This is a genomic window from Burkholderia sp. JP2-270, assembly GCF_003233675.1.
Taxonomy (GTDB): Bacteria; Pseudomonadota; Gammaproteobacteria; order Burkholderiales; family Burkholderiaceae; genus Burkholderia; species Burkholderia pyrrocinia_C.
The window spans coordinates 283,080-306,811 of record NZ_CP029826.1 but is presented as its reverse complement, the minus strand read 5'-3'; the positions used below and the strand labels follow the sequence as shown (position 1 = coordinate 306,811).

13 protein-coding genes and 2 pseudogenes are annotated in these 23,732 nt (G+C 66.3%); 11 read left to right on the top strand and 4 right to left on the bottom strand.

What is annotated here, in order from left to right; translation table 11 throughout:
- The first annotated feature begins 36 nt into the window (after positions 1–36).
- A complete protein-coding gene (locus DM992_RS34035; RefSeq protein WP_111020680.1) occupies positions 37–1,383 on the top strand; it encodes an MFS transporter in 1,347 nt (448 codons plus the stop codon).
- 85 nt (positions 1,384–1,468) lie between these two features.
- On the opposite strand, the gene DM992_RS34030 is transcribed toward DM992_RS34035, so the two are convergent.
- Positions 1,469–3,817 (bottom strand): sensor histidine kinase, encoded by a 2,349-nt coding sequence (locus tag DM992_RS34030; RefSeq protein ID WP_111020679.1) that lies wholly within the window; start codon positions 3,815–3,817, stop codon positions 1,469–1,471.
- The gene (locus DM992_RS34025; RefSeq protein ID WP_034182376.1) at positions 3,810–4,643 is read right to left on the bottom strand and encodes a response regulator; all 834 of its coding nucleotides are present in this window, start codon (positions 4,641–4,643) and stop codon (positions 3,810–3,812) included. Before DM992_RS34025 ends, DM992_RS34030 begins: the two co-directional genes overlap by 8 nt.
- A gap of 1,444 nt (positions 4,644–6,087) precedes the next feature.
- On the opposite strand from DM992_RS34025, the pseudogene DM992_RS34015 reads away from it, so the two are divergent.
- The 7 genes and pseudogenes from DM992_RS34015 to DM992_RS33995 form a co-directional block, all read left to right on the top strand.
- Positions 6,088–9,717: pseudogene (locus DM992_RS34015) on the top strand (ESPR-type extended signal peptide-containing protein); the annotation flags it as partial.
- Positions 9,636–10,109: pseudogene (locus DM992_RS43595) on the top strand (hypothetical protein); the annotation flags it as partial. The pseudogenes DM992_RS34015 and DM992_RS43595, both read left to right, overlap by 82 nt.
- A gap of 97 nt (positions 10,110–10,206) precedes the next feature.
- On the top strand, positions 10,207–10,584 hold the full coding sequence (locus tag DM992_RS43590; RefSeq protein WP_343212488.1) for a YadA-like family protein: 378 nt from the start codon (positions 10,207–10,209) through the stop codon (positions 10,582–10,584).
- 44 nt (positions 10,585–10,628) lie between these two features.
- Positions 10,629–11,024 (top strand): outer membrane protein assembly factor BamE, encoded by a 396-nt coding sequence (gene bamE / locus DM992_RS34010; RefSeq protein ID WP_111020677.1) that lies wholly within the window; start codon positions 10,629–10,631, stop codon positions 11,022–11,024.
- 336 nt (positions 11,025–11,360) lie between these two features.
- Positions 11,361–12,275: a LysR substrate-binding domain-containing protein gene (locus DM992_RS34005; RefSeq protein ID WP_111020676.1), complete on the top strand. Its 915-nt coding sequence runs from the start codon at positions 11,361–11,363 to the stop codon at positions 12,273–12,275.
- 186 nt (positions 12,276–12,461) lie between these two features.
- Positions 12,462–13,736 carry a dicarboxylate/amino acid:cation symporter gene (locus DM992_RS34000; protein WP_111021588.1) on the top strand — a complete coding sequence of 425 codons (1,275 nt, stop codon included), beginning with the start codon at positions 12,462–12,464 and terminating at the stop codon, positions 13,734–13,736.
- Positions 13,733–15,193, top strand: coding sequence for an amino acid racemase (locus DM992_RS33995; RefSeq protein ID WP_111020675.1), 1,461 nt, complete (start codon positions 13,733–13,735; stop codon positions 15,191–15,193). Before DM992_RS34000 ends, DM992_RS33995 begins: the two co-directional genes overlap by 4 nt.
- Before the next feature lie 23 nt (positions 15,194–15,216).
- Here the strand turns inward: DM992_RS33995 and DM992_RS33990 are convergent, their stop codons facing one another.
- Entirely contained in the window at positions 15,217–15,690 is a 474-nt protein-coding gene (locus DM992_RS33990; protein WP_239511518.1) for an SDR family oxidoreductase, read from the bottom strand.
- Between DM992_RS33990 and DM992_RS33985 the strand changes: the two genes are divergently transcribed.
- Positions 15,689–16,048, top strand: a complete 360-nt coding sequence (locus tag DM992_RS33985) for a helix-turn-helix domain-containing protein (protein WP_111020674.1) — start codon at positions 15,689–15,691, stop codon at positions 16,046–16,048. The two genes, DM992_RS33990 and DM992_RS33985, sit on opposite strands and share 2 nt — an antisense overlap.
- Positions 16,049–16,232: 184 nt before the next feature.
- On the top strand, positions 16,233–22,136 hold the full coding sequence (uvrA, locus tag DM992_RS33980) for an excinuclease ABC subunit UvrA (RefSeq protein WP_111020673.1): 5,904 nt from the start codon (positions 16,233–16,235) through the stop codon (positions 22,134–22,136).
- A gap of 301 nt (positions 22,137–22,437) precedes the next feature.
- Here uvrA and DM992_RS33975 read toward each other — a convergent pair whose 3' ends face one another.
- A complete protein-coding gene (locus DM992_RS33975; protein ID WP_111020672.1) occupies positions 22,438–23,166 on the bottom strand; it encodes an ABC transporter substrate-binding protein in 729 nt (242 codons plus the stop codon).
- A gap of 210 nt (positions 23,167–23,376) precedes the next feature.
- On the opposite strand from DM992_RS33975, the gene DM992_RS33970 reads away from it, so the two are divergent.
- A complete protein-coding gene (locus DM992_RS33970; RefSeq protein ID WP_111020671.1) occupies positions 23,377–23,541 on the top strand; it encodes a zinc ribbon domain-containing protein in 165 nt (54 codons plus the stop codon).
- Positions 23,542–23,732: the final 191 nt, after the last annotated feature.

Here is a 23,732-nt window from a genome sequence, read left to right as displayed (position 1 = left end):
GTACGAAGAAGACCTACACAATCAGGAGACAATCCGATGCCAACCATCACGCAGACCGCTGCCGCGCCGGCCGCGGCCGATTCGTCCGAAGACGCCCTCTACCGCAAGGTCATGCGGCGCATCCTGCCATTGCTGCTGCTCTGCTACGTCGTGGCCTATCTGGACCGCGTCAACGTGGGCTTCGCCAAGCTGCAGATGCTCGATGACCTGAGCCTGAGCGACAGCGTCTATGCGTTCGGCGCCAGCGTGTTCTTCTGGGGTTATTTCCTGTTCGAGATGCCCAGCAACCTGCTGCTGCACCGGTACGGCGCACGCTTCTGGATCGCGCGGATCATGATCACATGGGGCATCGTGTCGTCGTCGATGGCCTTCATCGTGCCGCTCGCGCAGTTCTTCCACGTGCAGACGCCCACCATGTTCTACACGCTGCGCTTCCTGTTGGGTCTGTGTGAAGCCGGCTTTTTCCCGGGCGTCATCCTGTACATGAACTACTGGTTTCCGGCGCGTCGCCAGAGCGTGGCCATGTCGGGCTTCCTGGTGGCGATCCCGCTGAGCCTGACGCTGGGCAGCGTGGTTTCCGGCTGGCTGATGGAGCAGACGCACGGCCTGTCAGGCATGAGCGGTTGGCAATGGATGCTGCTGCTCGAAGGTTTGCCGTCGATCGTGGTGGCGTTCATCGTGCTGGCTTGCCTCGGCGACGGCCCACGGTCGGCGAAGTGGCTGTCCGACCAGGAAAAGGCAGTGCTGTCGCGCAATCTCGAATCCGAGGCCGCGCACAAGTCGCACAGCGTCGGTGCCGCGTTGCGCAGCCCGCGTGTCTGGCTGCTTACCTTTATCCTTCTCACGTTCAATACAGGCTTCTACGGGCTGGCCTTCTGGCTGCCGTCGATCATTCGCGCGTCTGGCGTGCGGAGTCCGCTCTATATCGGCCTGCTTACTGCCATTCCGTACCTGACGGCAATTTTCGCGATGGTGTGGAACGCATCGCACTCGCGCAAGACGGGCGAACGCCGCCTGCATGCAGCGATTCCCGCGCTGATCGGCGGCGTCGGCCTGATCATGAGCGCGGCATGCGCGCAGAACGTGGCGCTGTCGATCGTGTTCCTGACCATCGCCACCTGCGGCATCCTGGCGCTGATGCCGATCTACTGGACCTTCCCCGGCCAGATTCTGTCCGGCACGGCCGCGGCCGCCGGCATTGCGCTGATCAACTCGGTGGGCAACCTGTCCGGTTTCACGGGCTCGATGATCACCGGCATCGCAAAGGAAATGACCGGCAACATCAACAACGGTACTTATGCACTGGGCGCTTGCCTGCTGGTCAGCTGCGTGCTGATTGCGTTGATTCCGCGCGGCATGCTGGTGCCCGCGGCCGAGCAGTAGGTCCTTGACAGTCGCCCGCGTCGTCGAGCGGGTCGATGGGCAGCGGCCGCCGCGAATAGCGGTCGAGCGATGGGCCACCGCGTGATCAGGCCGGCCCGGCCGCGTCCGTTTCGACGTCGAACGACGCATCCGCGCTGCGCGCGCGTTTCAGCGAACCGGCGAGCTTCTGGATCGCGTGCAGGTCCAGCGCGTCGAGGTGCTCGCGCATCGCCTGCACGAAGGCCGCGTGCTCCGGCTCGTCCGCATACTGGCCGAGCCACTCTTCGATATCGGTGAGCCGGCCCTCGCCGGCGAGCCGGATCAGCTCGTCGAGCGCATCGTCGGACGGGCCGTGCGGCAAGGGCGCGGCGATCTCTGGTTCGGCATCGTCCGCCGGCTCAAACCGCCGGACGAGTTCCGACGCCGGCACGAGCGCGTGCCCGACGGCCGGCGCGACGATCGGAAACGAGAACGACGTGCCGACGCCCGGCCGGCTGGAGACGGCCAGTTCGCCGCCCATCGCGTCGACGATACGCTGCGCGATGAACAGGCCGAGCCCGGTTCCGCCGTTCACGGCCTGCACCTGCTGGTACGCGCGAAAGATGTCGCGCGTTCCGCTGATGTCGATCCCGATCCCCGTATCGGCGACCTCGAACAAGAGGCGCCACGCATCGCCTTCCCGCGCCGCATGAACCGACAGCGTGACCGTGCCGTCGCGCGTGAATTTCGACGCGTTGGACAGCAGGTTCAGCAGCACCTGCTGCAGCCGCATCCCGTCGATCGACACCATGCGCGGCAGCGGCGTGGCCGGCCGGTAGACGAACCGGTTGTGCTGCTGCGCGCACAGCGCGACCGCGTAGTGGCCGATGTCGTCGAGCAGGCCGGGCAGGTCGGTTGTATCCGGCGACACGCCGAGCGGCTGTAGCTCGGCCTTCGTGAACGCGAGCAGTTCGTCGATCAGCGCGAGCTGGTAGCGGATGCTGCGGTCGATCGACCGGATCAGCCGCGCCTGGCTGCGCGTCGCGCTTTGCAGCAGCAGCTTCGCGTAGCCGTTGATCGTGGACAGCGGCGCGCGCAGGTCGTGGCTGACATAGCCGAGCGTCTCGATCTTCTGCTGCATGTGCGTCGTCACCTGCTGCAGCGCGTCGTTGAGCGCGACCGTGCGCCTCGCGACTTCGTCGCGCAGGCGATCCTGTTCGGTGAGCTGGAAATGTTCTAGCCGTTTTCTGGCCGCGGTGCGCTGACGGCCCACGTGGTGGATCCACGCGGCCAGCACCAGCAGGTGCGTGGCGAGCCCGATGATCGCCATGACGGGGTTCGGATAGATATCGGACTGGAGCCAGAACAGGAACGGCGGCAGCGCGTCCATGCCGTCGAGCGTGCGCAGCAGGATGTTGAAGCAGGCGAGCGTAATCGCGATCAGCATCACGCGGCCGGTCGGCGTCCGGCGGATCGCGAGCGTCAGCGCGATGCCGACGTTCACGATCCCCAGCACGGTGTTCAATCGCAGGCAGAACCACGTGAAGGTCAGCAGGTCGCCGAAGGCGGCGCCGGCCATTCCCGCGCATTCGAGGCCGAGGATCGTCATGTAGACGGCGCGCACCGGGAGCCGCGCCTTCTCGCGATGCGCGACCAACAGAATGAACACGATGAAGAGCGAGACCGCCAGGTACGCGAAGATCACCTCGCCGCGCGCCGACCACTCGCGCGCGGCGGGCCACAGAGCCAGCGCCGTGTATCCGCGGTACGTCGCTTCGAACAGCATCGTGCCCAGCGCCGTCGCGGCGAGTGCGTGGAACATGCCGCTGCGCGAGAAGAACCCGATCAGCAGCGCGCACCACACGAGCGCGAGCAACCCGCCAAAGAAACCGAAGTCCCACATCGTGGCGCGCGACTCCTGCGCGTTCCATGCTTCGCGGGTGAACGCGGCCGGCGCGAGCCGCATTTCCTTGCGCGATGTGACGCGGATCAGCACGGGGATGCTTTCGCCGGCGCCCAGCGTGACGTCGAGTACCGGGTACCGCGATGGCTGCCGGTTTGCATCGCCGTCGGCATCGGCGGCGGGGAAGCGGCTGGCGAGTGTCCACTGGCCGTTCCGGTGGAGATAGAAGGCGGCATGGTCGACGCGCGCGTCGCGCAACACCAGTACCAGCGGGCGGACCGTGCTGCCGCGGTTGGCCAGCGTCGCACGGACCCACCATGCCGACCGGGAAAACTCGACGTTGAACGATGGCGTGGTTGCTGCGGATCCACTGCGTAACGGATCGGCGTGCCGCGCGGCGACCTGATCGACGGACATCGCCGTGCTCGCGTCTTCGAAAACCGACACGGCTTCCAGTTGCGCGGGATTGGGCGCAGACGCGGCCCGGGCCGTCGCGCAGGTGACGGCGATCGCCATCAGAAGCAGCAGCAACGCGCGACATCCGGCTGCCCATGCCGCGTATCGCCTACGCATCGTGATGGTGCTCCCCGGGCGCGGGTGGCGCATTGACTGCATGGCGCTGGCGGCGCCAGTCGGACGGGGTGATGCCGAAGCGTTCGCGGAACGCCGTCGCGAAATTGCCCGGCGTGGAAAAGCCGATTTCCTCGGCGATGTCGCCGATCCCCATCGACGTTTCCGCGAGAAAGTGCATCGCGGCGCGCAGGCGCGTGTCGCGCAGATACTCGAACACCGTCTGGCCGAGATGGTCGCGGAACACGCGGGACAGGCGCTTTTCGTGCGTGCCGACCTGTTTGGCGAGATCCTCGAGTGCCGGCGGATGGCGCAGGTTGCGCAGCAGCACCTCGCTCGCCGCGCGCACGACGGCTGCGTCGGGGTTGTCGGGCAGTTCGGGCAGGTGCGCAAACGGCTGGCTGCGCCGCGCGCGCTTCAAGTGATTGCGGATCCGCGCAATCACTTCGGCCGGTTCGAACGGTTTGACGATGTAGTCGATCGCGCCGGTTTCGAGCCCCGCGATGCGGTCCTCGAGATCGCCCGCGGCCGTCAGGATGATCACCGGAATGGACTGCGTCGACGGCGTCGACGCCAGCAGCCGGCACGCGGCGAACCCGTCCATGCGCGGCATGCGCACGTCCATCAGGATCAGGTCGGGAGAGATGGCCTGCGCACGGTGATAGGCCTGCAGGCCGTCGAACGCGACGCTGATCCGGCACCGCGCGGCACGCAGGATCTCGGTCAGGAGCCGCAGGTCGTTCGGGCGATCGTCGACGACGAGAATATGTGCGTCAGCGAGATCCGGCGTGGAGCGAAGCGACGCCGGGCTGGACGAGCGGGATGACATGGTTGCGGACGGGTAGGGAGATGGGCCTGACGGGCGGAAAGCATCGCTATGCGCGCGATTGTTGCAAAAAATTATATGTCGACAACAGCGCCGATTGTGAGGATTCCGTGCGGCCTGTGTGGGCATATCCGGCGGGGTGTGACGCGTTTCCGGCAGCGGCGTTCGGCGGAAAGCAAAAGAGGTGGAAAAACATGCCGAATTAACTTTTAATATCGGTCTTTATTTCCGGTCCGGGGATTATCATTGTTGAAATGGCCCGGTCGATGAATTCGGGCGTCTTGTGTCGAAAGTTGGTGTCATTCGACATAAATTGAATGCACTGATTCGAGGCTTGTCTGATTAAGGTTTTATCGATGGCCGGTCAGAATTGCTTTCTCGGAGAAATCGGATTTCGTGCCGGATTGTATGAATGTAAATGTCATCCGCTCGGGAAAAGGGTTTGTCCGCTCGGGAAAAGGTTTGCGTGGACGAATCCCTGCACACTAGCCCCGGCGCGGCTGGAATCGGTTCTTCGAGGAGACTGGTTTTGCGCGGACTTCTTGCGCTGTCGCATCTGGAGTCATGCGATATTCAATGTGACATTGAATGATGGAATTCTCAGAGTTTGGGCGTTCTGCAGCGGGCGGATAACTGGCGCGAGGGTAATGCAAACTTCATAATTCTCCGAGTGTGTTGATATATAAGATAAATCGGAAGGCTGTGAAGTTTTTTTGGGTTGAAGCATCGAGCAAGAAAAAATCGTCAAGGAAATTCGATCGATTAATTCGATGCAGGGGTCGTTCGGCTAGCCATCGGTTCTTTTCCGGAAATCCGGAAAGTGCGTTTGGCGGCCGAACGGAAAGAGGCAGCGGCTTCGCGTTGGCGGCCCGGCGATTTGGTTCGTCCGGGCGCGGTCGCGCGAGGTGAGCTATCGAATCAGGCGGGCACGAAAAATATGAGCACGACAGGCACGGCAGGTCGACGCACCGGTTCGAGCGAACCGGCGGCGCATGCTTCAAACCCGGGGACTACGCAGCTCCATCCTCCTCCTGAATGAATCACGGCGGGCCGCCCCGGGGTCTGGGCCGGCATCCGTCCATCCGGCGTCTGAACGACGCTTTCCCATGAGATTCGAGGTCGCCGCAGGTTCGGTGCGACGGCGCACGCGCGCGGATTCGCGGTGCGCGGTATATCGCGTCGCCGCTTTTCCTGTGAGGTCGGCTTCCATGATTCGATAACCGGCGATCGTCGTCGCGCATCGTGCCGAAGCGCACGTGCGGCGTGCGTTCGCGCGATCGCGATGGCGATCGGGAATGTCGTGAAGCGTTGTTCGAGCGTTTATTTAGCTATACGAAGTGAAGAACGGAGCGTCGCAGGACAGGCGGGAACGCAGAGGGATGCGTCGTCGCTTGTCGTTGCGTTCGCTGTTGCGTCATCCAGCACATGAGAACCGAGGGAAGACAAGATGAACAAGTCGTTCAAGTCGATCTGGAACGAAGCATTGGGGGCCTGGGTTGCGGCGTCGGAGCTTGACCGTGCGCGCGGCAAGCGCGTTGCGTCGTCGAGTAGCGCGGCGGAACGTACCGCGATCGTGGGCGCGGCGACACACGCGGGAATGCCTGCCGCTCCGTCGCTACGGCGGCTGGCAGTGCTGATGGCATCGGTGTATCTCGGCCTGTTCCATGTTGCCGCGCATGCGCAGTATTCGGCGGGCGGCGGTTCGGCAACCGGCGGCGCCAGTTCGATAGCGGTCGGTAACGGTTCGGCCGCGACGCAGGTGAATTCCACCGCATTCGGCAACCTGTCGACGGCAGCGGGCGTTTCCGCCACCGCGCTGGGCCCGGGCGCTCACGCGATGGCCGACGGTTCGACGGCCGTCGGCATCAACTCGCAGGCGACCGGCGTCAATAGCGCGGCGCTCGGCGTGCAGGCGATCGGTTCAGGCAGCTATTCGGTTGCCATCGGCAATCTCTCGAGCGCGACCCAAAGCGGAGCGGTGGCGATCGGCAGTGGCGCAGCCGCGACCGGCGTTGCCGCCATCGGGCTCGGCAACAATGCGCTGGCGTCCGGCCAGTATGCGGCCGCGCTCGGTCTCGGATCGAGCGCGGTGGGGGTTCAGAGCATTGCGCTCGGCTACGCGTCGCATGCCACCGATACGGGGACCGTCGCAATCGGCAACCAGTCGACGAGTTCAGGCGCGGCAGCCGTTGCGGTGGGCAGCGGCGCGCTGGCGTCCGGCAATTCCGGCGTCGCGATGGGCGTCAACAGCGGCGCGAAGGGCGGCTCGTCGATCGCGATCGGCTGGGGCGGCGTTGCCGGCGTGCCGGGATCGGGCACGCAGTCGCTCGGCACCAGCTCGATCGCGCTGGGCTCGAACACGACGGCCGGCGCCGACCAGTCGATTGCGCTCGGCCTGAGCGCCAATGCGTCGGGCATCAGTTCGACCGCGATGGGCGTGCAGGCGACCGCGACGCAGCAGTTCGCCGTCGCGTTCGGCAATCTCGCGCGCGCGACCGGCATATCGGCGACCGCATTGGGCCCCGGTGCGACGGCTTCGGCCATCAATTCGACCGCAATCGGCATCAACAGCGTTGCAGCCGCGGGATCCACCATCGCGATCGGCGACACCAACTCGGTCGCCGCCGCCGCGGGCGCGGGCTCGATCGCCGGCGGTAACAACTCGAAGGTGCTGGCGGGTACCGGCGCCGTCGCGCTCGGCCAGGGCCAGACGGTCAGCGGCAACGGCGCGGTGGCGATCGGCGACCCGAGCACCGCGATCGGCACCGGCGCGGTCACGGCCGGTTCGAACAACACGGCGAACGGCGACGGCGCGGTGGCGATCGGCAATTCGAACAACGCGCAGGGTGTCGGCTCGCTTGCGCTCGGCAACACGTCGACGGCCGCGGCGGCGGGCTCGGTGGCGTTCGGCGCGTCGGCGGTTGCGAACAACGCGGGCGATGTCGCGCTCGGCTCCGGTTCGACGACGGCAGCACCGCATCCGACGTCGAGCGCGACGATCGGCGGCGTCACGTACACCTTCCAGGGCACGACGCCGACCAGCGTCGTCAGCGTCGGCGCGTCGGGCACCGAACGCCAGATCACCAACGTCGCGGCCGGGCGCATCAATTCGGCGAGCACGGACGCGATCAACGGGTCGCAGCTCGATGCGACGAATCAGGCGGTCACGTCGCTGTCGACGTCAACGGTGTCGAGCATTACGTCGTTGTCGACGGGTGTGTCGTCGTTGTCGACCGGGTTGAGCTCGACCAATAGCTCGGTGACTTCGCTTTCCACTTCGACGTCGACGGGGTTGTCGTCGGCCAATAGCTCGATTACTTCACTGTCCACGTCGACTTCAACCGGCATCAGTTCGCTGTCGACTGGCCTGAGCTCGACCAACAGTTCGGTGACGTCGCTGTCGACCTCCACGTCGACGGGGTTGTCGTCGGCGAACAGCGCGATCACGTCGCTGTCCACGTCGACGTCGACGGGCATCGGTTCGCTGTCGACCGGCCTGAGTTCGACCAACAGCACGGTCACGTCGCTGTCGACCTCCACGTCGACGGGGTTGTCGTCGGCGAACAGCGCGATCACGTCGCTGTCCACGTCGACGTCGACGGGCATCAGCTCGCTGTCGACCGGCCTGAGCTCGACCAACAGCACGGTCACGTCGTTGTCGACCTCCACGTCGACGGCGGTCGGTTCGCTGTCGACCGGCCTGAGCTCGACCAACAGCACGGTCACGTCGTTGTCGACCTCCACGTCGACGGTGGTCGGTTCGCTGTCGACCGGCCTGAGTTCGACCAACAGCACGGTCACGTCGTTGTCGACCTCCACGTCGACGGGCATCAGCTCGTTGTCCACCGGCCTGTCGAGCACGAACAGCGCGGTCACATCATTGTCGACGTCGACCTCGACGATCGTCGGTTCGCTGTCCACCGGCGTCGCTTCGCTGTCGACCGGCCTGAGCACGACGAACAGCAGCGTGACGTCGCTGTCGACCGCCACGTCGACGAGCATCGGTTCGCTGTCCACCGGCCTCAGCTCGACGGCGAGCTCGATCACGTCGCTGTCGACGTCCACGTCGACGATCGTCGGCTCGCTGTCCACCGGCCTGTCGAGCACGAACAGCAACCTGACGTCGCTGTCGACCGCGACGTCGACGGGTATCGGTTCGTTGTCGACCGGCCTCAGCTCGATCGCGTCGAACAACACCAATCTCGGCAACAGCACGGCCGGCGCGATCGGCGGCGGGGCCACCTACGATCCGACGACCGGGACGATCTCGGCGCCGTCGTATGTGACGTACAACAGCGACGGCTCGACGACGATCAACAACAACGTCGGCTCGGCGATCGACAACATCAACGCGCACGGCACCAAGTATTTCCACGCGAACTCGACCGCGCCGGACAGCCAGGCGCTCGGCGTCGACAGCGTCGCGATCGGTCCGAATGCGGTCGCGAGGGTGGACGGCAGCATCGCGCTCGGCGCCGGCTCGGTGTCCGATCGCGCGACGGTGCCGGCTTCCGGCGTGATCCGCAACGGCAGCGCATCGATCCCGTTCAACACGACCGACCAGACGCTGCTGGGCGCGGTATCGGTCGGCGACGCGACGAGCAGGACGTATCGCCAGATCACCAACGTCGCGGACGGCACCGGCCAGCAGGATGCCGTGACCGTGCGGCAACTGGCCGGCGCGCTGCAGTCGTTCGCGGTCACGAGCCAGAAGTATTTCCATGCGAACTCGACGGCCGTGGACTCGCTCGCGGTCGGTGCGGAGTCGATCGCGGTCGGCCCGACGACGGTTGTCAACGGCGATAACGGCGTGGGCATCGGCAACGGTGCGATCGTCGACGCCACCGCGCCGGGCGGCGTGGCGATCGGGCAGGCGGCGAGTTCCGCGCAGGCCGATGCGATCGCGCTCGGCAGCGGCGCGACGGCCACCGGCGCGCAGTCGGTCGCGCAGGGCGCCAACGCGGTCGCGGCCAGCGTCGGCAGCGTCGCGATCGGATCGGGCGCGCGCAGCAACGCAACCGACGCGCTCGCGCTCGGCGCCGGCGCGTCGGCGACGCTGGCGAACAGCGTCGCGCTCGGCGCGGGTTCGCTGACCACGGTCGGCGCGCAGACGAACTACATCGCGTACGGGCTGAGCAGCCCGCAGTCGTCGGCCGGCGAAGTGAACGTCGGCAACCGGCAGATCACCGGCCTCGCGGCCGGCAAGAGCGGCACCGACGCGGTGAACGTGTCGCAGCTCGATTCGGTCGCCAACCAGTTGACGACGCTGATCAACCAGCGCACGTCGAACCTCGGCGGTTCGTACACGTCGAATCCGGCCGGCTCCAACGTGCCGCCGGGATCGACCGGGTCGAACTCGTCGGCCGGCGGCTCGGGTGCGGTCGCATCGGGCTCGAACAGCACGGCGGTCGGCAACGGGTCGCTGGCGTCCGGCAACGGCTCGACCGCGATCGGGGTCGGGTCGACCGCGTCGGGCAGCAACTCGGCTGCGATCGGCACGGGCAGCAACGACGGCGGCCGCTCGAACGTCGTCGCGGTCGGCTCGGCGGACTCGGCGCGCCAGGTCGTGAACGTCGCGGCCGGCACGCAGGGCACCGATGCGGTCAACGTGAACCAGCTGAACGCCAGCGTCGGCAACACGCTGTCGCAGGCGAACAGCTACACGGACGGCCAGGTCGCCGGCTTGCGCAACAGCCTCGACAGCTACCGCCGCGATGCGGACGGCGGCACCGCGACGGCGATGGCCGTGGCCGGCCTGCCGCAGCCGTCCGGCCCTGGCAAGAGCATGGTCGCGCTGGCCGGCAGCGTGTATCGCGGCCAGTCCGGGCAGGCGCTCGGTATTTCGACGATTTCGGAGAACAACCACTGGATCTACAAGGCGGCCGTCTCGACCAACACGCGCGGCACGTATGGCGCCGTGGTCGGTGCCGGGTATCAGTGGTGAGCCGCGAACCGCGCCGTTTCCATTCCATTCAGACGATGCCAAACATGAACGCACACATTGCTAAGTTCGCGGCCGCGGCACTGTTCGCCGTCGCCGGCCTGACCGGATGCGCCACGCAGCAGGGCGATCCGCCGTTCCCGTCGGCCGATACGGCCACGCTGCCCGAGGGCACGTATCCGAATCGCGCGAACCTCGCGCAAGTCCAGCCGGGCGTGACGAAGAACCAGCTTTACGAACTCCTCGGCCCGCCGCATTTCCACGAGTGGATCTTTCACGTGCGGACGTGGAACTACCTGTTCCAGTTCCGCGACGGCGGGAAGGTCGCGACCTGCCAGTACCAGGTTCAGTTCGATTCGGATAACCGCGTCGTGAAGACGCGGTGGGACAAGCCCGAGTGCGAAGCCTTCGGCGGGAAGGGGGCGGCGGGCAAGGAGGGCTGACGCCGCGTGACCTGTCTGCCCGGCACCTGGCGGGCGCCGATGCCGTTCGTGCATCGGCGCCCGTTGCGACGGGCATCGTTCAGCGTCACGGTCGCTGTTTGCCCGGCCCGGCCCGGGCGCGATCGGGATCGTGCTTCGGCGAACGTCGAATCATCGTAAAGAGGCCCGTATCCGGTGGCCATGGTCGACGGCGTGTTGCGGCAGGACGTCGACGTGGCGATAAAACCGGGCCGTTTGACGAATCGCGCTCGACGCTCGTAAGCTTTTGCCTTCCGCACCCGCGCCGTTACGCCGGTCACCCGCAGGTCGATCCGGTTGTGGACCTCGAAGGCAAACATGGAAATCAAATGGATCGAGGATTTCATCGCCCTCGCTCAATACCAGAGCTTTTCCCGGGCGGCGGAGTTCCGCAACGTCACGCAATCGGGTTTCAGCCGCCGGATCCAGTCGCTCGAACAGTGGATCGGCGCCGAACTGATCGACCGCAGCAGCTTTCCGCCTGTGCTGACGCCGGCCGGACGACTGTTTCGCGAGACGGCGGAAGATGTGCTCGGCCGGTTGTTCGACACCCGGGCGATTATCCGCACCGAGCAGCGAATCGCCGGCAAGAGCTTGCAGATCGCAGCAGGTCACACGATCGCGCTGAGTTTCCTGCCGGCGTGGCTCAAGGCGCTTGCGCCGCATTTCGGCGAGGTGCGGGCACGCGTCATTCCCACGAACGTCCATGATTCGATCCTGATGCTCGTCAACGGAAACTGCGAGCTGATGTTTGCCTATCACCATCCCGAGCTTCCGCTCCATCTCGATCCGGTCAGGTACGAGCATCTGACAGTCGGCCTCGACACCTTGATGCCGGCCTGCAGGCCCAACCGCCGATCGGCGCCCGCGTTTCGCCTTCCCGGCACGAAACAGCACCCGCTGCCGCTTATTTCATATACGGAAACCAGCTACTTCGGGCGGTGTCTCGCATTGCTGCTCGGTCGCGCACCGGAGGCGCCGGCATTGCAACTGCACTACGAGTCCGATATGGCCGAAGTGCTGAAAAAGCTCGTGATGGAAGGCGAGGGCGTGGCGTGGCTGCCGAAGAGCGCAATCGCCGCCGAACTCGCGACCGGCGAGCTCTTGCCGGCCGGGCCGGCGGCATGGAACCTCGAAGTCGAGCTGCGGGTATATCGCGACGCGTCCAATCGCAGCGAGTTCCTGGAGACGCTCTGGCAGCATCTGCGCGCCGCCGCTGCCCCGCCGGGCTAGGGTTTTCCCGCCTTATGCGGTGCTCGCATACCGCCATGATGGACCGGCATCACGGTTTTATTGACCCTCCCTACCATTCGTTCCAACGGCAAATGTGACGCGCGGCCAGCGTCACCTGCGCTCATTCCAGCGCCCGACAGCCGCCTTCCGGCGGCCGGGCCGGGCGCCACCCACGGACGGATGGACATGAAAAATCGCCTTACCCTAAGCATCGCAGTCGGCATGATTCTCGGCGTCGTCGCCGGCTATGCGTGTCACACGGGCATCTCGGACCCGGGCACGCTCAAGACGATTGCCGGTTACTTCTCGATCATGACGGACATCTTCCTGCGACTGATCAAGATGATCATCGCGCCGCTGGTGTTCGTCACGCTCGTTTCCGGCCTCGCGGGAATGGACAGCGGCGACGACGTCGGGCGCATCGGCCTGCGCTCGATCGGGTGGTTCGTCTGCGCATCGCTCATTTCGTTGAGCCTCGGCCTGGTCATGGCCAATGCGCTGCAGCCGGGAGCCGGCCTGAAGCTCACGGAGACCGCGGGCGAGGTCAATGTCGGCCTGAATACGGCCGCGCTCAACGCCAGGGACGTGATCACGCATGCGTTCCCGACCAGCCTGCTCGATGCGATGGCGCGCAACGATATCCTGCAGATTCTCGTTTTTTCCGTCTTTCTCGGCATCGCGCTGAGCGCACTGAAGAACGACAAGCGTGTCGGCATCGTCATCCAGTCGATCGACGGCATGGTGCCCGTGATGTTGCGCCTGACGAACTACGTGATGCGCGCGGCGCCGCTCGGCGTCTTCGGTGCCATCGCTTCGTCGGTCACGCTTCGCGGGCTCGATGTGATCTATACGTACGGAAAGCTGATCGGCTCGTTCTATCTCGGGCTGCTCATCCTGTGGATGATCCTGATCGGCGCCGGTTATGCGTTTCTCGGGCGGCGCGTCGGGAGCCTGCTGAAGGCCGTGCGCGAACCCGCGTTGATCGCGTTCTCGACCGCGAGCAGCGAGGCGGCCTATCCGCGCCTGACCGAGCAGCTGGAGAAGTTCGGCGTCGACAAGAAGGTGGTGGGCTTCACGCTTCCGTTGGGTTACGCATTCAACCTGGACGGTTCGATGATGTATCAGGCGTTTGCGGCGATCTTTATCGCGCAGGCGTTCGGCGTGAACATGCCGCTGTCGCAGCAGATAGCCATGTTGCTGATTCTCATGCTGAGCAGCAAGGGCATGGCAAGCGTGCCGCGCGGATCGGTGGTCGTCGTCGCTGCCGTCGCGCCGATGTTCCATCTGCCGGCCGCCGGCGTGGCCATGGTCCTCGCGATCGATCAGATTCTCGATATGGGCCGTACGATGACGAACGTCATCGGCAACAGCGTCGCGACGGCCGTGATCGCGAAGTGGGAAGGCGGGCGGGCGGCGAAGCCGAGCCGCGCCGCGTTCGACCGGCCGGAGCTGAACGCATGAAGCGCGCGGAAATCGCGGATACGCGGCGGAAATTCGGCGTGGTCGGCGGCCTCGGGCCGCTGGGAAGCACCGACGTCTTCTTCAAGCTGGTGAAGGCAACGCCCGCGTCGTCCGACGAAGAGCACATCGACCTGATCTTCGAGCAATACCCGTTCAGGGGTTCGGGTTCGGGCAGCGCGGCGACGACCGGGCGCAAGCTCTATGTCTTCGACATGATCCGCGGGTTCGAGAAACGCGGCGTGACGACGGTGGTGCTGCCGTGTTTTCTGAGCCACACCTTCATCGACGAACTGAAGGCGAATACGCGCCTGCCGATCGTGGATATCGTGGAAGCCGTCCGCAGCCACGTGCAGCGGAAGTATCCTGGCGCCACGCGTATCGGTGTGCTGGCTTCGGACCATGTGCGGGCCAACGGACTGTTCGACCGGTACTTCCCGTCGCCGCAGTTCGAGATCGTCCATCCGCGGCCGCGCGGTGATATCGATCTCGTCACCGAAGCGATCTACGGGCCGGACGGCATCAAGCGCGGCAATCTTTGCGGCCGGCCGATCGAACTGCTGCGCGACGCATGCGAGGATCTGGCGGATCAGGGGGCCCAGGTCATCGTTCCCGGGCTGACGGAGATCGCGCTCGTCGCCGACGAAATCGGCCCTCGGCGGATACCGCTGATCGACTCCAATCTGGCGTATGCGCAGTACGTTGTCTCGGCACGGTGCGACGCCCGCGCATCGACGTTCAAGATCGGTGTCGTCGGCGGCGTCGGGCCGGCCGCGACGGTGGACTTCCTGCACAAGATCGTTCGCAACACGCCGGCTTCGCGCGACCAGGATCACATCAAGCTGCTGGTCGAACAGAATCCGCAGATTCCCGATCGGACGGAGAACCTCGTCGATGCCGGTACGGATCCCACGATCTCCCTGTATGCGACGTGCAAGAAGCTCGAGGACGGCGATGCGGACATCATCGCGATCCCGTGCAATACCGCGCATGCTTTTGTCGAGCGGATTCAACCGTACCTCGGCATCCCGATCGTAAACATGCTGACCGTCACCGTCGCTCATCTGCGCGACGCGTATCCGGGGCTGCGCGATGTCGGCGTACTGGCAACGTCGGGCACGATCGAAAGCGGCGTGTACAAAAAGGCGCTCGAATCGCACGGGCTCAGACAGGTTGCACCGGCGCCGGCGTTGCAGGCGCGCGTGATGGAAGCGATTTACGGAAAGCATGGCGTCAAGGCCGGCTTCACGACCGGACAGTGCGAAGAAGATATCGGCGCCGCGGTCGACGCGCTGATTGCCGAGGGTATCGACGTGATCGTCCTCGGGTGCACGGAGCTGCCTATCCTTCTTCCGGGCGGCGAATACACCGCGCGGAACGGCGTGCGGGCAACGCTGATCGATCCGACCGAGGTTCTTGCGCGCCGATGCGTCGCGTATGCGACGGCTGCCGGCGATTGAAGCGGCTTCCCGTCGATCGCGCTTCAGCGCGCGCTGTCGATGATCGCGCCGCTGTCCGGCGTGAGGCTGTATCCGGTCAGGAACCGTGCATCCCTGCTTGCGAGGAACAGGACGACAGGCGCGATGTCGTCGTCCGGCGTGCCGAAGCGGCCGAGCGGATTGGTCGGCGGCGGCACGTCGGTGTCCGCGCCCCACGTCTGCGCCAGCGGCAGGACGTTGTTGACTGTGATCCCGTCGGCGGCCCATTCGCGTGAGGCGGTTCTCGTCAGCGCGCGAACCGCTTCTTTCGCCATGTTGTACGGACCGTACCCCGCCAGCCCCATGACGCCGGCCATGGACCCGAAATTGATCACGCGTCCTTCGCCGCTCGCTTTCAGGTGCGGATAGGCTGCCTGCATCATTCTCAGGTACGCAACGGGCCCGAGTTCGAAGTTTCGCTGCAGTTGCCCGACCGGCAGATCGACGATCGACGAGAACGGCGCCGATGAAGTGAACATGCACGACGAAATGCGGCGCGCATTCGTGTTGCTGTCGGGAAAATGGAAGCTGGAAATCATGTGGCTGCTCAACCAGCGCGTCTATCGCTTTGGAGAACTACGAAAGGCGATTCCGGGCATCACCCAGCACATGCTGACGGCGCAGCTTCGGGAGCTCGAGGCGGACGGCCTGATTACCCGCACGGTTTTCGCGGAAGTGCAGCCGCGCGTCGAATACGCGATCACCGCAAAGGCGCGCGGTCTCGGGCCGACGATGGAAGCGCTGACAGCGTGGTGGAACGAGTATGGGCGCAGCGTACCGGTCAGGCCCACGACGCGCGGACGCACGCCCAACGCGTTCAAGCCGAAGCCGGAATGACCGGACGCGTTGCCGGGGTATCCGCGCCGGCCATGGAAAACTGTATGAATATACAGTATAGTAGCCGTCGAAATCGAGCCGCCCAGGTGCGACCCTGGGCGGCGCGTGCGCCGCGCCTGCGGGCATCCGCCGCAGCGTTCCGGCACCGTGAACTCTGGCTAACTCATTCAGACGGGCAGGCAAATTGTCATCCAGCAATCTGATCCGCATTCGCGGAGCACGTCAGCACAACCTCAAGAATATCGATCTCGACCTGCGCACCGGCGAAATGACGGTCGTCACCGGCCCGTCGGGCTCCGGCAAGTCGAGTCTCGTGTTCGACACGCTGTACGCGGAAGGCCAGCGGCGCTACGTCGAAACCTTCAGCGCGTACGCGCGGCAGTTTCTCGACCGGATGGACCGCCCGCAGGTCGATCGCGTCGACGGTGTGCCGCCCGCGATCGCGATCGACCAGACCAACCCGGTGCGCAGCTCGCGCTCGACCGTCGGCACGATGACCGAGCTGAACGATCACCTGAAGCTGCTGTACGCGCGCGCGGCCGAGCTGTTCGACCGCAAGACCGCGCGGCGGGTGCGGCACGACACGCCGGAGACGATCTACGCGGAGCTCGTCGCGCGCACGCAGGCGGACGATCCGCGCGTCGTCGTCACGTTCCCGGTTGAGTTGCCTGATTCGGCGTCCGACGAAGAAGTCGCGCAGTGGCTGTCAGCGAGCGGCTACACGCGCGTGCAGGCGCAGCGCGAAGTCGCGTCGCCCACCGGGCCGCGCAAGGTGCTCGACGTGGTGGCCGACCGCTTCCGCGTGCAGCAGGCCGACAAGGTGCGCGTCGTCGAGGCGATCGAGGCGTCGCTGAAGCGCGGCGGCGGGCGCGTGAACGTCTACGTGCTCGCGGCGGAGCCGGAAAACGCCGGCGGCACGGCCGCGGAGCCGCAGGTGTGGCGCTTCTCCACCGGGCTCCACGATCCCGACAGCGACCTGCGCTACGCGGAGCCGCAGGCGGCGCTGTTCTCGTTCAACTCGGCCTACGGCGCGTGCGAAACCTGCCGCGGCTTCGGCCGCGTGATCGGCGTCGATCTCGGCCTCGTGATTCCCGACGCGCGCAAGACGCTGCGCGGCGGCGCGATCAAGCCGATGCAGACGCCCGCGTGGAAGGAGTGCCAGGACGACCTGATGCGCTACGCGGCGAAGGCCGACATCCGGCGCGATGTGCCGTGGGCCGAGCTGACGGACGCCGAGCGCGACTGGGTCGTCAACGGTTCGCCGGACTGGAACGGCAAGTGGCAGAGCCAGTGGTACGGCGTGAAGCGCTTCTTCGGCTACCTCGAATCGAAAGCGTACAAGATGCATATCCGCGTGCTGCTGTCGAAATACCGCAGCTACACGCCGTGCGACGTGTGCGGCGGCGCGCGCCTGAAGACGGAATCGCTGCAATGGCGGCTCGGCTCGAAAGAAAACGCCGACGGCGTGCTCGCGCCGGCCGGCCGCTTCATGCCGCGCGGCGTCGACTGGAGCCGCGCGCAGCTCGAAGCGCTGCCGGGCCTGACCGTGCACGACCTGATGCTGCTGCCGATCGAGCGCATCCGGCGCTTCTTCGATGAAGTCAGCCTGCCGAGCGCGCTGCTCGACGATGCGCTGAAGCTGCTGCTCGCCGAAGTGCGCACGCGCCTGAAATACCTGTGCGACGTGGGGCTCGGCTACCTGACGCTCGATCGGCAGAGCCGCACGCTGTCGGGCGGCGAGGTGCAGCGGATCAACCTGACGACGGCGCTCGGCACATCGCTCACGAAAACCCTGTTCGTGCTCGACGAACCGAGCATCGGGCTGCATCCGCGCGATCTCACGCGGATCGTCGAGGCGATGCAGCGGCTGCGCGACGCGGGCAATACGCTGGTCGTCGTCGAACACGATCCGTCGGTGATGCTCGCGGCCGACCGGCTGATCGACATGGGCCCTGGCCCGGGCGAGCGCGGCGGTACGATCGTCTACGACGGCACGCCGGGCGACATCCGTTCGGCGCATACGCTGACGGGCGAATACCTCGGCGGCCGCAAGCACGTCGCGCATGCGTCGAACTGGGCGCGCCGGCCGGTCGACGCGCATACGCCGCGCATCGTGCTCGACGGCGCGAGCGAGCACAACCTGCGCGACGTGACGGTCGAGATTCCGCTGCAGCGGCTCGTGTGCGTGACGGGCGTGTCGGGTTCCGGAAAATCCACGCTGCTGCAGGACGTGCTCTATCCGGCGATGGCGCGGCACCACGGCAAGGCGACCGAGTCGCCGGGCGCGTACCGCAGCCTGACGGGCGCCGACCAGGTGGGCGATGTCGTGTTCGTCGACCAGTCGCCGATCGGCAAGACCACGCGTTCGAACCCGGCGAGTTATGTCGGCGCGTTCGACGAGATTCGCAAGCTGTTCGCGAAGGCGCCGCTCGCATTGCAGCGCGGCTACGGCGCCGGCACGTTCAGCTTCAACTCGGGCGACGGCCGTTGCCCGACCTGCGGCGGCTCGGGCTTCGAGCACATCGAGATGCAGTTCCTGAGCGACGTGTACCTGCGTTGCCCGGATTGCGACGGCAGCCGCTACCGCGCCGAGATTCTCGAAGTGCGCATCGAGCGCGACGGGCGCGCGCTGAACATCGCGGACGTGCTCGACCTGACCGTCAGCGAAGCGGCCGCGTTCTTCGCGACCGACGCCGAGGTGCTGCGCGTGCTGCAGCCGATCGTCGACGTCGGGCTCGAATACGTGAAGCTCGGCCAGCCGGTGCCGACGCTGTCGGGCGGCGAGGCGCAGCGCCTGAAGCTGGCCGGCTTCCTTGCCGAATCCGCGGCGGCGGTCAACGGCCGCCGGGTCGTCACGGAAGAAGCGCGCGTCGCGCGTGCGCGGCTGTTCATGTTCGACGAACCGACCACCGGGCTGCACTTCGACGACATCGCGAAGCTGATGCAGGCGTTCGGCAAGCTGCTCGCGGCCGGCCATTCGCTGATCGTGATCGAACACAACCTCGACGTGATCCGCGCGGCCGACTGGCTGATCGATCTCGGCCCGGAAGGCGGCGACGGCGGCGGCCGCGTGCTGTGCGCAGGCACGCCCGACGACGTGAAGGCGTGCGCCGAATCGCATACCGGCGTGGCGCTGCTGCAATACGATCGCGCGATGGATGCCGAAGCGCCGCTCGCCGACGAAGGCGTGCCGCTGCAGGCGGTGCTGAACGCCGCGCGCGAGCGCCGTGCGATCGAAGGCGAGGATGTCGTGCGTATCGTCAACGCACGCGAGCACAACCTGAAGTCGCTCGACGTCGACATCCCGCACGGCAAGTTCAACGTGATCACCGGCGTATCGGGTTCCGGCAAGTCGACGCTAGCGTTCGACATCCTGTTCCACGAAGGCCAGCGCCGTTACCTCGAATCGCTGAATGCATATGCGCGCTCGATCGTGCAGCCGGCCGGGCGCCCCGAAGTCGACGCGGTGTACGGCATTCCGCCGACCGTCGCGATCGAGCAGCGGCTGTCGCGCGGCGGCCGCAAGAGCACGGTCGCGACGACCTCCGAAGTCTGGCACTTCCTGCGGCTGCTATATGTGAAGCTCGGCCTGCAGCATTGCATCCACGACGGCACGCCGGTCACGTCGCAATCCGTCGAATCGATCGCCGCGCAGTTGCTGCGCGATCATCGCGGCGAGCACGTCGGGCTGCTCGCGCCGCTCGTCGTCAACCGCAAGGGCGTGTATACGGATCTCGCGAAGTGGGCGAAGGCGCGCGGCAGCACGCATCTGCGCGTCGACGGCGAGTTCGTCACGGTCGATCCGTGGCCGAAGCTCGACCGCTTCCGCGAGCACACGATCGAGTTGCCGGTCGCCGATATCGTCGTGTCTCCGGACCACGAGGCCGAGTTGCGGCGCGTGCTCGACGAAACGCTCGAACTCGGCAAGGGCGTGATGCATCTGCTCGCGCCGCTCGACGGGCTGCACGATGCGATGCAGAACGATCGTTCGACCGCGCGCGTCGGTGCGGTCAAGGTGCTGTCGGTCAAGCGTGCGTGCCCGGTGTGCGGCACGAGCTACCCGGAGCTGGACCCGCGGATGTTCTCGTACAACAGCAAGCACGGCTGGTGCACGACCTGCGTCGGCACCGGCGTCACGCTCACGCGCGAGCAGCGCGCCGCGTACGACGACACGGTGCTCGCAGAGGACGGCCGCGGCCGCGAGCAGACGCTGCCGTCGGACGAGCAGGAACCGGAAGGCGTCGGCAACGAGCCGTGCCCGGATTGCCGCGGCACGCGGCTGAACCCGTCCGCGCGCGCGGTCACGTTCGACGCGCATCCGATCGTCGAGGTCGCGCAGTGGACGGTGTCGGACACGCGGCGCTGGATCGACGGGCTGGAACTCACCGGGCGCGACGCGCAGATCGCGCGCGACATCGTCAGCGAGATCGGCAGCCGCCTCGCGTTTCTCGAGGAAGTCGGGCTCGGCTACCTGAGCCTCGACCGTGCGGCGCCGAGCCTGTCGGGCGGCGAAGCGCAGCGCATCCGGCTCGCCGCGCAGCTCGGCAGCAACCTGCAGGGCGTCTGCTACGTGCTCGACGAGCCGACGATCGGCCTGCATCCGCGCGACAACCAGATCCTGCTGGACGCGCTGCGCAAGCTCGGCGACAAGGGCAATACGCTGGTCGTCGTCGAGCATGACGAAGACACCATTCGCCGCGCCGATCACATCATCGACGTAGGCCCGGGCGCCGGCAAGCGCGGCGGCACCCTGGTCGCGCAGGGCGCGGTCGCGGATCTCGCCGCGCAGTCCGATTCGGTGACGGGGCGCCTGCTCGCGCATCCGATGACGCATCCGCTGCAAACGCGCCGCGGCGTGAGCCTGCCGGGCAAGAAGGGCGGGGCCGCGGTGCCGGAAGCCTGGCTGACCGTGCATGGCGCACGGCTGCACAACCTGCGCGACGTCACGGTCGGCATTCCGCTCGCGCGGCTCGTCGCGGTGACGGGCGTCAGCGGGTCGGGCAAGTCGACGCTTGCGCGCGACGTGCTGATGACGAACCTGCTCGATGCGGTCGGCCGCTCGGTGCTGTCGTCGCCGGCCACGCGGCGCGCGCGCAAGGCCGCGCAGCAGGACGCGCCGGCGGCCAACCGCCGTTCGAGCGTGCTCGCGCGCAGCGCGCCGCGGCCGTCGCTGAACGTCACGCATGCGTGGCAGGGCTGCGAGTCGTTGAGCGGCTGGGAGCAGATCGATCGCGTGCTCGAAGTCGATCAAACGCCGATCGGCAAGACGCCGCGTTCGTGCCCGGCCACCTATATCGGCGTGTGGGACACGATCCGCAAGCTGTTCGCGGACACGCTGGAAGCGCGCGCCCGCGGCTATACGGCGTCGCGTTTCTCGTTCAATACCGGCGACGGGCGCTGCCCCGCGTGCGAAGGGCAGGGCGTGCGCACGATCGGCATGAGCTTCCTGCCCGACGTGAAGGTGCCGTGCGACGTGTGCCACGGGCAGCGCTTCAATCCGGAGACGCTCGCGGTCACGTGGCGCGGCCGGAACATCGGCGACGTGCTGACGATGGAGATCGACGAGGCGGTGGAGTTTTTCGCGCCGATCTCGAACATCGCGCATCCGCTGCAGTTGATGAAGGATGTCGGGCTCGGCTATCTGACGCTCGGTCAGCCGTCGCCGACGCTGTCCGGCGGCGAGGCGCAGCGCATCAAGCTCGTCACCGAGCTGACGAAGGTGCGCGACGACATCACGCGGCGCGGCCAGAAGGCGCCGCACACACTGTACGTGCTCGACGAGCCGACGGTCGGCCTGCACATGGCGGACGTCGCGAAGCTGATTCGCGTGCTGCATCGGCTCGTCGATGCGGGGCATAGCGTCGTCGTGATCGAGCATGACCTCGACGTGATCGCGGAAGCCGACTGGATCATCGATCTCGGGCCGGAAGGCGGCGTGGGCGGCGGCACGATCGTCGCGGCCGCGCCGCCGGAGGCGCTCGCGAAGGTGAGCGCGAGCCATACGGGGCATGCGCTGAAGCCGGTGCTCGCGCGCACGGCGGCGGATGAGGGCGAAGCCGAGCGGCAGGGGGAAGCACGGGTCGGTTGAATGCGGCGCGTCGAATGAACGGCTCCGGTGTCCGGCGAGATGCCGGAGCCGTTTTTACGTCACGACAACCTTCTGCGGATGCGCGCCGGGATACTGCTGCCAGCCCGGCACCCGACCTGCCTGCTTGCCGTCACGAAGATATCGATCGCCGGAAAGCGGGCCGGCCAATAGGTTTGGGTATGGCCGGCAGAGTCAATCGATAGTTGTCGGCGTACGGGATTCCGCGCGTAATGCGCTGCGACACTGACGGCCTGCTCGGCCGCCGCGATCCTGCGCGTAGAAGATGACACGATGGCCGCCGTTACGGCGCAACGGATGCGCCGGTGATGCCGTGCCGCCGCAGCGAATCCGCGACGAAGCCCGACGCCTTCATGTCCTCGACGAATTCGTTCAGCGCCGCCGCGGCAGCCTCGCCGCGGCTCTTCGGCACACCCATCGCCTGCCGGATCACCATGAACCGCTCGTCGAGCAGGCGCAGGCCCGTTGTCTTCGCGGCGTCGGCTTCGAGTTGCTGCTTCACGCCGGCCGCTACTTCCAGTTGCTGTTCGACGAATGTCTGCACGACGGCCTGCGACGTCGGCGCGCGCACGATCTGCGCGGCCTTCAGTTCGCGGGTGAGGAACAGGTCGTATGCGCTGCCTTTGCCGACGGTCACGCGGTTGTGCGGCTGGTCGACGTCCTCGTTCGTGCGGATCGGCGAAGCGTCGCGCACGAGATAGAAACCCTCGATCAGCACGTACGGCGCGGTGAACGCGACCGTTTCGCCGCGCAGCGGGTCGACCGCGAAGAAACCGAAATCGGCGCGCTCTTCGGTCAGCGCCTGCACCGATTTCCCGGCGGAGTCGAACACGACGAGTTCCAACTCGGCCGACAGGCGTTCCGCGAACGCGCGCGCCAGGTCGATCGACACGCCGAACGGTTCGCCGGTGGCCGGATCGCGGTTCGCGAGGATCGGGTTGCCGAGATTGATCGACGCGCGCAGCTTGCCGGTCGGGGTGAAGGCCGAGAGGATGGAGGGAGCGAGGGGCATGAGGGAGCTCGATTGGGGGCGGATGGGCAGTCAGGGGGCCAGGAAATGCATCGACGTTGAGCTTATCACCGGCCGTGGGGGCAGCGTGTTGTGGTGATGGACGATTAGTGTCTGCACATGTCCTGCACTACAATGTTTCATTTGGGGTGCTGGACGCCGTCCGGGCTTCGTCCGTGGCGACACTCGCAAGCTTCGTGCCGGAGGGATGCCATGCCTACTTACCAATACCGTTGCGAGAAGTGTGGCGAGACGTTCGAACATGTTGAACATCTCGCGGAGCATGAAACCGCTCACCCGCAATGCCCAAAATGTGGAAGCGAACAGGTTCTACATGCGCCCACGCCATTTGTAGCAAAGACGTCGAGCAAGAGCTGAGCCCGGCCGCCAGCATCAATGTGCGGTGATCCGAAAGCGAGAGATGCCTGCCCGGCGGATGAACGGCGGCATATAAAACTTGTTCGCTGGCTAAATTGGCTGAGTTCGGCCAGCAACACCCCTTCGGGCATGTCTCACGCATCACGGCTGCTGAGCCGAAGCGGCCATTACGGCTTATATGCGCTCGTTTG

What these genes read in the sequence shown, in the direction of transcription:
- DM992_RS33985 (WP_111020674.1), top strand. Translation starts at nt 15,689, where the DNA reads ATGCACGACGAAATGCGGCGCGCATTCGTGTTGCTGTCGGGAAAATGG.
- DM992_RS33970 (WP_111020671.1), top strand. Translation starts at nt 23,377, where the DNA reads ATGCCTACTTACCAATACCGTTGCGAGAAGTGTGGCGAGACGTTCGAA.
- DM992_RS34035 (WP_111020680.1), top strand. Translation starts at nt 37, where the DNA reads ATGCCAACCATCACGCAGACCGCTGCCGCGCCGGCCGCGGCCGATTCG.
- DM992_RS34000 (WP_111021588.1), top strand. Translation starts at nt 12,462, where the DNA reads ATGAAAAATCGCCTTACCCTAAGCATCGCAGTCGGCATGATTCTCGGC.
- DM992_RS33995 (WP_111020675.1), top strand. Translation starts at nt 13,733, where the DNA reads ATGAAGCGCGCGGAAATCGCGGATACGCGGCGGAAATTCGGCGTGGTC.
- bamE (WP_111020677.1), top strand. Translation starts at nt 10,629, where the DNA reads ATGAACGCACACATTGCTAAGTTCGCGGCCGCGGCACTGTTCGCCGTC.
- DM992_RS33975 (WP_111020672.1), bottom strand. Translation starts at nt 23,166, where the DNA reads ATGCCCCTCGCTCCCTCCATCCTCTCGGCCTTCACCCCGACCGGCAAG.
- DM992_RS34005 (WP_111020676.1), top strand. Translation starts at nt 11,361, where the DNA reads ATGGAAATCAAATGGATCGAGGATTTCATCGCCCTCGCTCAATACCAG.
- DM992_RS34025 (WP_034182376.1), bottom strand. Translation starts at nt 4,643, where the DNA reads ATGTCATCCCGCTCGTCCAGCCCGGCGTCGCTTCGCTCCACGCCGGAT.
- DM992_RS33990 (WP_239511518.1), bottom strand. Translation starts at nt 15,690, where the DNA reads ATGTTCACTTCATCGGCGCCGTTCTCGTCGATCGTCGATCTGCCGGTC.
- DM992_RS34030 (WP_111020679.1), bottom strand. Translation starts at nt 3,817, where the DNA reads ATGCGTAGGCGATACGCGGCATGGGCAGCCGGATGTCGCGCGTTGCTG.